8 protein-coding genes are annotated in these 11607 nt (G+C 67.3%); 5 read left to right on the top strand and 3 right to left on the bottom strand.

The features are described from left to right. Window positions 1-18: 18 nt before the first annotated feature. Window positions 19-987, bottom strand: coding sequence for a LysR substrate-binding domain-containing protein (locus CLM74_RS01015; RefSeq protein ID WP_025875812.1), 969 nt, complete (start codon window positions 985-987; stop codon window positions 19-21). A 109-nt stretch (window positions 988-1096) separates the two neighbouring features. Between CLM74_RS01015 and aceB the strand changes: the two genes are divergently transcribed. The 4 genes from aceB (at window position 1097) to CLM74_RS01035 (ending at window position 8018) form a co-directional block, all read left to right on the top strand. After that, complete coding sequence (gene aceB, locus CLM74_RS01020) at window positions 1097-2719, top strand: malate synthase A (protein ID WP_032978130.1); 1623 nt, start codon at window positions 1097-1099, stop codon at window positions 2717-2719. A 69-nt stretch (window positions 2720-2788) separates the two neighbouring features. Next, window positions 2789-4090, top strand: coding sequence for an isocitrate lyase (aceA, locus tag CLM74_RS01025; protein WP_025875808.1), 1302 nt, complete (start codon window positions 2789-2791; stop codon window positions 4088-4090). Between the two features lie 373 nt (window positions 4091-4463). After that, window positions 4464-5504 carry a GGDEF domain-containing protein gene (locus tag CLM74_RS01030; RefSeq protein ID WP_025875806.1) on the top strand — a complete coding sequence of 347 codons (1041 nt, stop codon included), beginning with the start codon at window positions 4464-4466 and terminating at the stop codon, window positions 5502-5504. A gap of 15 nt (window positions 5505-5519) precedes the next feature. Further along, window positions 5520-8018: a putative peptide modification system cyclase gene (locus CLM74_RS01035; RefSeq protein WP_105163258.1), complete on the top strand. Its 2499-nt coding sequence runs from the start codon at window positions 5520-5522 to the stop codon at window positions 8016-8018. Window positions 8019-8025: 7 nt separating this feature from the next. Here CLM74_RS01035 and CLM74_RS01040 read toward each other — a convergent pair whose 3' ends face one another. Then, window positions 8026-8310, bottom strand: a complete 285-nt coding sequence (locus tag CLM74_RS01040; RefSeq protein WP_080150340.1) for an NHLP-related RiPP peptide — start codon at window positions 8308-8310, stop codon at window positions 8026-8028. A 120-nt stretch (window positions 8311-8430) separates the two neighbouring features. Between CLM74_RS01040 and CLM74_RS01045 the strand changes: the two genes are divergently transcribed. Beyond that, window positions 8431-9594 (top strand): putative peptide maturation dehydrogenase, encoded by a 1164-nt coding sequence (locus CLM74_RS01045; protein WP_158684089.1) that lies wholly within the window; start codon window positions 8431-8433, stop codon window positions 9592-9594. A 25-nt stretch (window positions 9595-9619) separates the two neighbouring features. Here CLM74_RS01045 and CLM74_RS01050 read toward each other — a convergent pair whose 3' ends face one another. Beyond that, the gene (locus CLM74_RS01050) at window positions 9620-11602 is read right to left on the bottom strand and encodes an acetyl/propionyl/methylcrotonyl-CoA carboxylase subunit alpha (protein WP_105163259.1); all 1983 of its coding nucleotides are present in this window, start codon (window positions 11600-11602) and stop codon (window positions 9620-9622) included. Window positions 11603-11607: the final 5 nt, after the last annotated feature.

The following is an 11607-nucleotide window of genomic DNA, read 5'->3' on the forward strand; positions in this document are numbered from 1 at the left end:
AGCCCTGCCGACAACCCCTCACCGCTCCGAATGCCCGCTCTGATCGTAATCGCGCGGGCTGAACAACTCTGGCTGGATCAGCTCGATGAACGCCCGCGCCTGCGCCGACAGCGCCTTGCCACGCCGCACGATCACCCCGTAACTGCGCTCCGGGAACCAGCGCTTCATCGACCGTGCGGCCAACCGTTCGCGGTCAGCATCGTTCAGGCACAGCGCCGGCACGATGGAAATACCCATGCCCATCGCCACGTACTGCTTGATCACCTCCCAGCCGCCCACTTCCAGCGCAACGGTGTAGGCGATGCGGTGACGCTGGAACACCTGGTCCACCAGCCGGTAGGTGATCTGCCGTTTCGGCGGCAGCACCAGCGGGTAACGGGCGATGTCGGCCAGTTCCAGCTCGCCACCGCTGGCCAGCGGATGGTCATGCGGGGCGATCAGCACCTGTTCGAAACGGTAGGCCGGCGCATAGCTGAGGTCAGCCGGTACATCGGTCATCGAGCCGATCGCCAGGTCGGCGGCATCCTCGCGCAGCAGGTCGGTGCCGTCGGCGCTGATGGCGTTGTGCAGGGTCAGGCGTACGTCGGGGTAATGCTGGCGGAAGCGTTCGACGATCTTCGGCAGCAGGTACAGGATGGTCGAGCTGTTGGCAGCGATGTTCAGTTCGCCCGCGTCCAGCCCGCGCACCTTGTCGCGGAAGCGCGCTTCCAGACCGTCCAGGCTCTCCACCAGCGGCTGCGCCATTTCATACAGCAGCTGGCCCTCGCGACTGGGCACCAAGCGCCGGCCGCTGCGCTCGAACAGAGGGACCCCCAGCTCACGCTCCAACGCCTGCAACTGCAGGCTGATGGCCGGTTGGCTGACGAAAAGTGCCTCAGCTGCCCGTGAGACTGAGCCCAGCCGCACCGTCTGGCAGAACGCGCGCAGCGGCTTCAGCCGATCGGATTTGTAGGAAAAACGAGGACTTGGCGGGCTACGTGTGGTCATGGCGTCACAAGTATTAGCACAAGTTATGTAAAGCATTGCAAAAACTGTTTTGCCAAATACAGGGCTGCGACCGCACGGTGGAGTCGTTCCCCCACGCTGGAGTTCTGCCATGTCCGCCGTCGCTTCCGCTGTTCCCTCCACCGCCGCCAAGGCCACGCCGGGCATCGCCCTGGCGACCCAGGTGGCGGGCCAGGCCACCGTGCTGCCGGCGCCGTTGCTGGCCCTGCTGGTGTCCCTGCACCGGGCAGTGGAACCCGGCCGGCAGGCGCGGCTGCAGGCCCGTCGCGAGCGCCAGGCGTTCTTCGATCAGGGCGGCCTGCCGGACTTCCGCCAGGACACCACCGCGATCCGCAGCGGTGACTGGACCGTGGCGCCGCTGCCGGCCGCGCTGCAGGACCGTCGCGTCGAGATCACCGGCCCGACCGACCCGAAGATGGTCATCAACGCGCTGAACTCCGGCGCCAAGGTGTTCATGGCCGACTTCGAGGATTCGACCTCGCCGACCTGGCGCAACCTGCTGGCCGGTCAGCAGTCGCTGGCCGCTGCGGTGCGCGGCGACCTGCAGTACACCGCACCCAATGGCAAGCATTACGCACTGCGCCCTTATGAGGAGCAGGCGGTGCTGATCGTGCGTCCGCGCGGCTGGCACCTGGACGAAAAGCATGTGCGCGTGGATGGCCAGTTCCTCGCCGGCGGCCTGTTCGATGCGGCGGTGTTTGCCTTCCACAATGCGCGCGCGCTGCAGTCCAGGGACCGTGGTCCGTACTTCTACCTGCCGAAGCTGCAGAGCATGGAAGAGGCGGCGCTTTGGGAGACCGCGCTGTCGCACATCGAAGGCATGCTCGGCCTGCCGCACGGGCAGATCAAGGTGACCGTGCTGATCGAAACGCTGCCGGCAGTGTTCGAGATGGATGAGATCCTGCACGCCCTGCGCGATCGCATCGTCGGCCTCAACTGCGGGCGCTGGGATTACATCTTCTCGTACCTGAAGACCTTCCGCCGCCACGCTGACCGCGTGCTGCCCGAGCGTGGCCAGGTGACGATGACCCAGCCGTTCCTGAAGGCGTATTCGGAACTGCTGATCCAGACCTGCCATCGCCGCGGCGCACATGCGATGGGCGGCATGGCCGCGCAGATTCCGATCAACAACGATGCCGCCGCCAACGAGCAGGCGATGGCGCGGGTGCGTGCCGACAAGCTGCGCGAAGTGAGCGCTGGCCACGATGGCACGTGGGTCGCCCATCCGGCGCTGATTCCGGTGGCGATGGCGATCTTCGACGAGCACATGCCCACGCCCAACCAGCACCACGTGCTGCGCCAGGATGTGCGCGTGGGTCGCGATGAACTGATCGCGCGGCCGCCGGGCACGATCACCCGCGCTGGCTTCGAAGGCAATGTCGAAGTCTGCGTGCGCTACCTGGCCGCATGGCTGGATGGCAACGGCTGCGTGCCGATCCACCACCTGATGGAGGACGCGGCCACTGCCGAGATCAGCCGCAGCCAGCTGTGGCAGTGGCTGCATACCCCGGGCCAGCAGCTGGACGACGGCACTGCCATCGATCTGGCGCTGCTCGATACCACCCTGGCGCAGCTGCCGGCGCGCCTCGGCGACACCTCGGCGCTGCCAGGCGGCGGCCGCATCGAAGAAGCCATCACCCTGCTGGCCGAGTTGAGCCGCAGCAACGAACTGACCGACTTCCTGACCCTGCCGGCGTACGCGCGCATCGACTGACCGCCGCATGCCGGTTTTCCCGCCGCTTCCTTCCCCGCTGCATCCGCACGAACCGAACTGGAGATAGACATGAGCACGCTGCCCACTGCCGAACAGATCCAGCACGACTGGGACACCAATCCGCGCTGGGAAGGCATCCAGCGCAACTACAGCGCCGCCGACGTGGTGCGCCTGCGTGGCACCGTCCATATCGAGCATTCGCTGGCCCGGCTGGGCGCGGAAAAGCTGTGGAAGTCACTGCATGAGCGCGACTTCGTCAACGCGCTCGGCGCGCTGACCGGCAACCAGGCCATGCAGCAGGTGAAGGCCGGGCTGAAGGCGATCTACCTGTCCGGCTGGCAGGTGGCGGCCGATGCCAACCTGGCCGGGCAGATGTACCCGGACCAGTCGTTGTACCCGGCCGATTCGGTGCCGGCGGTGGTCAAGCGCATCAACAACACGCTGCTGCGTGCTGACCAGCTGCACCATGCCGAAGGCAAGGATGACATCGACTTCCTGCAGCCGATCGTGGCCGACGCCGAAGCCGGTTTCGGCGGCGTGCTCAACGCCTTCGAGCTGATGAAGGCGATGATTGAAGCCGGTGCCGCCGGCGTGCACTTCGAAGACCAGCTGGCCTCGGTGAAGAAGTGCGGGCACATGGGTGGCAAGGTGCTGGTGCCGACCCGCGAGGCGATCGAGAAGCTCAACGCCGCGCGGCTGGCCGCCGACGTGCTGGGCGTGCCGACCCTGCTGGTGGCGCGTACCGACGCCGAGGCGGCTGATCTGCTGACCAGCGACATCGATGGCAACGACAAGCCGTTCGCCACCGGCGAGCGCACCGTGGAGGGCTTCTACAAGACCCGCAACGGCCTGGACCAGGCCATCAGCCGCGGCTTGGCCTACGCACCGTATGCCGACCTGGTGTGGTGCGAGACCGGCAAGCCGGACCTGGAATTCGCGCGGAAGTTCGCCGAGGCGATCCATGCGAAGTTCCCCGGCAAGCTGCTGGCCTACAACTGCTCGCCCAGCTTCAACTGGAAGAAGAACCTGGACGACGCCACCATTGCCAGGTTCCAGAAGGAGCTGGGCAGCTACGGCTACAAGTTCCAGTTCATCACCCTGGCCGGTTTCCATGCGCTGAACTACGGCATGTTCAATCTGGCGCACGGCTATGCGCGCCGGCAGATGAGCGCCTTCGTGGAGCTGCAGGAGGCCGAGTTCGAAGCGGCCGAGCGCGGCTTCACCGCGGTCAAGCACCAGCGCGAGGTCGGCACCGGCTACTTCGATGCGGTGACCCAGGCGATCCAGCAGGGGCAGTCCTCGACCACGGCGCTGACCGGTTCGACCGAGGAAGAGCAGTTCCATGGCGAGCGCAGCGAACGGGCTGCGTGATCCCGTCGTGCCGGCCGCTGTCCGGCAACCCTTTGTGTTACCGCAGTCCTTGATGCTGTCGGCCAGCGGTCAGCGGCCGGCGCGACCAGGGCTCGGACTGATCAGGGTGGCCAGGGAAGGGCCAGACGACGCCGGCAGATCGGGGGATCTGCCGGCGTTGTTGTATCTGCGGCTGCTGCGACAATCGGCGTCGCGGTCACCGCAAGCTATTGATATGGCTTTCTTTCTTCCTGCGCCCAACGCATGTGAATGGGCACGGTTGAGCCATGCAGGGCGGGGCACCGCGTCTTCACAAAAATGAGAAGCGGCGCACAGTTTGATTCACTGATATGCTCCGCGGCTCACCAGGGGACGCTGGCGGCGGGTGCAGGGAATGACCGGCAGGGGTGCGGCCGAGAACATCGACACGACAACCGGTATCGCCAAGGTGGCGATGGCCGAGATCGTGCATGCGCTGCTTTCCGACGAAGAGGTCGCCCTGTTTGCCCGGTTTGCCCAGCCCTGCCGGCTGCAGGCGGGCCAGTGGCTGTTCCACCGCGGCCATCGCGGCGAGTGCATGTACATCATCCTGGAAGGCCTGATCGAGCTGGATTTCGGCGAGGACCTGGTGCTCAAGACACTCGGCCGGCATGAGTTCTTCGGTGAGCTCGGCCTGTTGATGGGCGACCATCCGCGCAGCGCCAGCGCGCGGGTGATGGCCGACTGCCACGTGCTGGAGCTGGGACCGGCTGATTTCCATCGCCTGGTCGAGTCCGACCCGGGGCTGGTGGCCTACTTCCTGCGGCGCACGATCCTGCGTGTGCTGACCAACGAGCAGGCCCTGATCAGCCAACTGCGGCGGCGCAACCATGACCTGGAAGCCGCGCTGGACAACCTGTACATCACCACCCACCAGCTGACCCACACGCGTGAGCTGGTGCGCACCGACGAACTGACCGGCCTGCACAACCGCCGTGGCCTGGCCCTGTTCCTGCAGGAATGCCGCACGCAGGAAGAGGGGCCGCCGCAGGCGCTGCTGCTGATCGACTGTGACCGCTTCAAGCAGATCAACGACCGCCACGGCCACCAGGCCGGCGACCGGGTGCTGCAGAGCATGGGCAACATCCTGCGCTCGATGGCCGGCGAACATGACCTGGCCTGCCGCCTGGGCGGCGACGAGTTCTGCCTGATCCTGCGCCGGGCCAATGTCGAGATCGTGCAGCACGCGGCTGAATTCATCCTCAGCGCGGTGCACGGCCTGCTCGAGCGCAGCCATGGCACCCCGCACGTCAGCCTGGCCAGCATCGGTGCCAGCCTGCTGGCCCCTGACGCGGACTGGAGCGAGTGGTACGCTCGCGCCGATCGTGCGCTGTACCAAGCCAAGCGCGCAGGCGGCAACTGCCTGCGGTGGGCCAATGGCCCGGATGGACACTGAGCGGAGATCCTGGCGATGAATGGCGACAACGGAACGTCGGCCCCGCATAACGCCCAGCTGCGGGCGCTGCTGTTCACCGACCTGTGTGATTCGCTGCAACTGGTGGAGCGTATCGGCGATGTCGCCGCAGCCGAATTCTTCCAGCAGCATGACCGCCTGGTGCTGGGGCTGCAGCAGCACTGGAACGGCCAGCTGATCGACCGGTCCGATGGATTGTTCGTTCTTTTCGAGCGTCCCATCGATGGCATCGGTTTCGCCATTTCCTACCAGAACGCGGTCGACGCGATGGGCCACGAGCGTGGCATCGTGCTGCGTGCGCGCGCCGGCCTGCACGTGGGCGACGTGCTGTTGTGGGACAACAGTGCCGAGGCCGTTGCCCACGGCGCAAAGCCGGTGGAGGTCGAGGGTCTGGCCAAGCCGATGGCCGCGCGTTTGATGCAGCTGGCGTGGCCTGGGCAGGTGCTGCTGTCCTCAGCGGCCGAACAGATGGCGCGGCGGGCCGGCAGCGAGCTGCCCTGGACTGCGGACGAACTGCGTTGGAAGGACCATGGGCTCTGGCGGTTCAAGGGCATCGGCGAACGCCAGCAGGTGTTCGAAGTAGGCATCCGTGGCCGCGCGCCGCTGCGCCGACCGCGTTCGGGGGACAAGGCCTGGCGTGATCTGCCGCTGTGGCGTCGCCCCGCCGCGTTGTTCACCGAGGCGACACTGGCGGTGGTGCTGGCCGTGGTGATGTGGACGCTGCTGCGGCCGGCGCCGGCGATCGCGTTCGCCGAGCGCGACTGGGTGATCCTGGCGGCGGTCAGCAACAGCACGGCCTACCCGCAGCTGGATTCCAGCCTGGAACAGGCGCTCTACATCAGCCTGGGCCAGTCGCGCTTCGTCAACATCCTCAGTGAACTGAAGGTGCGTGACACCCTGCAGCTGATGCAGCGCCCGGCCAATGCACGGCTGGACCGCGCACTGGCGATCGAGGTTGCGCTGCGCGATGGCGCGCGTGCGGTGCTGATGCCCACCGTGCTTGAGCTCAACGGCAAGGTACGGGTGGGCGTGGAGGTCGTGGACCCACGCACTGGGCAGACGGTGTACACGCATTTCGCCGATGGCAATGGCCTGGATTCGATCCTGGCCTCCACCGACACCGTGGTGAAGGCGCTGCGCAGCGACCTGGGTGAGGCGCTGCACGATGTCAGCCGCGAGCAGAAACCCCTGCCCACGGTGGCTACCGCCAATCTCGATGCATTGCATGCCTACGCCAAAGGCAGCGATGCACTGGCGCAGGAGCGTTTCGATGAAGCGCTGCTGTTCTTCCAGCAGGCGACCCGCCTGGATCCCCAATTCACCTTTGCCTACATCGGGCAGATGCGGCTGCAGTACGCCATGGGCAACGTGTCGGCGGCCGGCGAACTGTACCGCCAGGCGGTGTCGGGGCGCACGCGGTTGAGTGCGCGCGACCAGCTGTATCTGGACGCCTGGGGGGCAGACTTCAGCGGCGCTCCCCCGCAGCGCAGTGCGGAAAAGTGGCGGATGCTGACCCAGCTGTATCCAGATGATCCGGCCGGCTGGATGAATCACGCCATGGCCCTGTTTGCCTATGGCGACTATGACGGCGCGCTTGCCGACATGATGCCGCTGCTGGAACGCCATCAGACACACCGTGCGCTGGTGCTGTCCTTTGTTGGCCGCACCCAGCTTGCTCGTGGCGAGGTCAAGGCCGCCGTCGCTGCGTTCAAGGAAGCAGGCGCGCTGCCGAACTGGCACGGCGACATGCTGGAGGCGGTCGCGCTGCTGCTGGATGGCGAGGCACAGAAGGCGCACGAGCGCAGTGAAGCCATCACCTCGCGCGGGCTCGGCGCGCGGATGGAGTACAGCGGCCTGCTCGCCCTGCAGGGTCGGGCCAATGATGCGGCCGCTGAGATGACCCAGGCCGTAGCGCAGTGTGGCGAAGTGCCGGAGCTGTGCGACATCCTGGCCCTGCAGTCGCTGGCGTGGACTGCACAGGCCGGCGGCAGCGGGTCCCGGCTGCAGTACGCACGGTTGCTGGACCGCACCCTGGCGGCGGTCGATGAGGGTGTCGGCGCTGCGCCGCGTCATCGCGCTTTCATTGCGCTGTCGGTGGCCTACCACCTGCAGCGCGCCGGGCTGGACGCCGAGCTGCGCTCGCGCCGACCGGCACTGCAGGCGTTGGTTGAACGCAGTACCGACCCGCGGCTGCAGGAACTGTGGTTGCTGCTTCGCGCGCGCGGCGAGCTGGATGCCGGGAATGCGGAGGCCGCTTCGGCACTGCTGAAGCCACTGGCCAACGGCACGCTGTACCAGTGGCATGTGCTGCAGCTGGATATCGATCGCGCCCTCGGCCGCGATCAGGCGGTGCAGCGCCGGGAACGCTGGTTGCGCCAGCGCACCGGCCTGGCCTTCGCCGAAGACGCCGGTGCTCTGGTCCTGCTGCCATTGAATGTGGCCGATGCGCGCCGGCTGGCCGATGCGGCCAGCGCGCAGCAGGCAGGAATACCCTGAGGGCGGATCAGTCCTGCAGCCCCTTCAGGCCGCTTTCGAACATGAAGGGCACCTTGAACGGTCCGGTCACGGCCAAGCGCTCGCTCAACAGCGTCGCCGCCCGGGCAAACTCTTCCTTGCCGCCCAGCGAGTCCAGCGGCGTGTTGCACGCACCCACGCTGTCAGCATCTGCGCCCAGCGCAATCAGTGCCTTGGCCGGGTCGGCAGCGAAGGCGCTGCGGAAGGCATCGTCGCTGGACAGCTGCTTGAGCAGGGTCTGGACCACTTCGGGGGAGAGAGGAGAACGGGACATGGTTCACTACCGGCAGGGAGGGGAAAAAAACAGTATCGGCTGCGCGCAGGGGGAATTGATGGTGAGTATCCGGCACCACGCTATGATCGCCGGCCTACCATGCTCCCGGATGCGCATCGAATGAACTTCCGTCGCTGCAGGACGATGATCGTCGAACCGCTGGAGCGGGCGCATTTCGACCTGGATGCGCTGCTTGCCGGCGGCAGTGGCGTGGGCTTCGAACGATCCCTGCAGGTGCGGGCAGCGCATCTGCCGACGCCGCGCACGGTTGATGCGGTCAGCTGCCTGTGGCTGCTCCAGTGCAGCGCGGAGCAGTGGCAGCCGCTACCGGCAGAGCCGAAGGCACGTCAACGCGTGCTGGCGCTGCTGGAGCAGGGGCTGCTGGTCAGCGACGATCCGGTGCATGCCGAGGCAGCAGCAGTCGAACAGCAGGTACGTGACAGCCAGTGGTGGCCGCTGTCGGCGTTGCACTACCAGCACTCGCGCTGGGACGGTGTGGACAGTGTCGGCGACATGGAACGCAGCCAGTTGATGACCGCGCAGGACCTGGTGCGCAGCTTCGGCCCGCCGCCCGCCGAAGCACCGGTCCGCCGGCCCGGCGCACGGTCCTTGCCACGCTGTGACGAGGACCCGATGCAGGCGCAGCTGCAGGCACGTGCAACTTGCCGCAACTTCGACGCTGCACGCGCCGTGCCGTTGCCGATGCTGGCCCGGCTGATGCAGCAGGTGCTGATGGCACAGGCGCAGGTGGAAACCGAACCCGGTGTGCGCTTCCTGAAGAAGAACATTCCGTCTGCCGGCAGTCTGCATCCAGTGGAAGCGTATGTGGTGGCGCGCAATGTGGAGGGATTGCCGTCGGGCCTCTACCACTACCATGCCACCGCACACGAACTGGGCCCCATGCCAGTGCAGCCCGGCGACCTGGACAGCTTCTGCCAGCGCCTGCTGGCCGGGCAGCATTGGTTCGCCAACGCACCGGTGCAGCTGATCCTGGCGTGCCGCTTCGAGCGCATGTTCTGGAAGTATCGCGGCCACGCCAAGGCCTACCGCGCGATCACCCTGGATGCCGGCCATGTATCGCAAGCGATCTACAGCGCGGCAACCGCGCAGGGGTTGGGCGCATTCGTCACCGCAGCGATCAACGAGGCCGAGGCCGAGCGGGCACTGGGCCTGCAGCCGATGGCCGAAGGCGTACTGGCGGTCTGTGGCTTTGGCTGGCGTGCAGCCGAGCGGGTGACGGCCGAACTTGATCCGCTTGGCCAGGTGTGGCCGGCCGCGCGTTGATCGACAACGCCCGGCCGACCCTCCATCACGCTGCTTCGAAATCCACCAGCACCGCGCCGTCGCCCACCTGGTCGCCGGCCTTGGCCCGATAGCCCTTCACCGTGCCATCGGCCGGTGCCTGCAGGGTGTGCTCCATCTTCATCGCTTCCAGCACCACCAGCGGCGTGCCGCGCTTGACCTGCGTGCCCGCCGCCACCAGCGTTGCGACGATCCTGCCGGGCATCGGTGCCAGCAGGCTGCCGGCATCGGCGTTGGCCTGCTCGGATTCGCCCACCGGGTCGTGCAGGGTGAAGCGGTGCTGGCCATCGCTGGCGAACAGGTACAGCTGATCGCCGTCGCGCTGCAGCTGCAGCCGCCAACGACGCTCGTCCATCTGCACCGACAGGGTCTGGCCATCGGCATGGCCGACCACCTGTTTCGGCGCTGCGTCACCGCACTGCACGCGCCAGCCATCGGCAGTGGTCCATACCTTCAGCGTGTGTGCCCGCTCTGCCTGCTGCAGCGGCACCAAGCGCGCGGCAGGCACGCCCAGCCGCCAGCCATCCTGTGCCTGCCACGGTGAATGCGGGTCGCGTGCATCGGCGGCAGCGGCAGGTGTGCTTGCCACCGCGGCGATCGCTGCCAGTTCCCACAGCGCCTGCTCACCGTCACCGGTGACCGCCAGTGCGGCCTGCTCGCGCTCGATCAGCGCGGTATCCAGCTTGGCGTTGGCGAACGAGTCGGTCTGCACCAGGCGCCGCAGGAAACCGGCATTGGTGGTCACGCCCACCACCTGGCAGTCGGCCAGGGCCTGGCTCATGCGCCGCAGCGCGGCGTCGCGGTCCACGTCCCAGACGATCAGCTTGGCGATCATCGGGTCGTAGTACGGGGTGATGCTGTCGCCTTCTTCCACACCAGTGTCCACCCGCACGTTGGCCGACGGGGTCGGCAGGCGCAGGCGGCGCAGGGTGCCGGTGGAGGGCAGGAAGCCGCGGTCGGCATCTTCGGCATACAGGCGTGCTTCGAGAGCGTGGCCGTGGATGGCCAGTTCGTCCTGGCGCTTGGGCAGCGGCTGGCCAGCGGCCACGCGCAGCTGCCACTCCACCAGGTCGGTGCCGGTGATGAACTCGGTGACCGGGTGTTCGACCTGCAGCCGGGTGTTCATTTCCATGAAGTAGAAATCGCCGTCCGGGCCGGCGATGAACTCCACCGTGCCGGCACCGACGTAGCCCACAGCGCGCGCGGCATCGACGGCGGCCTTGCCCATCGCGGCGCGGCGGTCGGCGCTCATGCCCGGGGCCGGCGCTTCTTCCAGCACCTTCTGGTGGCGTCGCTGCACCGAGCAGTCGCGCTCGAACAGATACACCGCCTCGCCCTGGCCACCGCCGAATACCTGGATTTCGATATGGCGCGGGCGCTCGACATACTTCTCGACCAGCACGTGGTCGTTGCCGAACGCCGAGGCCGCCTCGCGCTGGCAGCTGGCCAGCGCATCGACGAAGTCCTCGCTGCGCTCGACCTTGCGCATGCCTTTGCCGCCGCCGCCGGCGCTGGCCTTGATCAGCACCGGATAGCCGATGCCGTCGGCCTGGGCGCGCAGGAACTCCGGCGCCTGCTGGTCGCCGTGGTAGCCCGGCGTCAACGGCACGCCGGCCTTGGCCATCAGTGCCTTGGCTGCACTCTTGTCGCCCATCGCGCGGATCGCACTGGCCGGCGGACCGATGAAGGCGATGCCGGCCGCCACGCAGGCGTCGGCGAAGTCGGCGTTCTCGGACAGGAAGCCGTAGCCGGGATGGATGGCCTGCGCGCCGCTGCGGCGTGCGGCGTCGAGGATGGCATCGCTGCGCAGGTAGCTCTCGCGCGCGGCCGCCGGGCCGATGTGGATGGCTTCGTCGGCCAGCCGCACGTGGCGCGCATTGCGGTCGGCATCGGAATACACCGCCACGGTGGCGATGCCGAGGCGGCGGCAGGTGGCGATGACGCGGCAGGCGATCTCGCCGCGGTTGGCGATCAGGACTTTGCTGAACATGGCAA

The organism is Stenotrophomonas sp. MYb57, assembly GCF_002966815.1.
GTDB classification, from domain to species: Bacteria; Pseudomonadota; Gammaproteobacteria; order Xanthomonadales; family Xanthomonadaceae; genus Stenotrophomonas; species Stenotrophomonas indicatrix.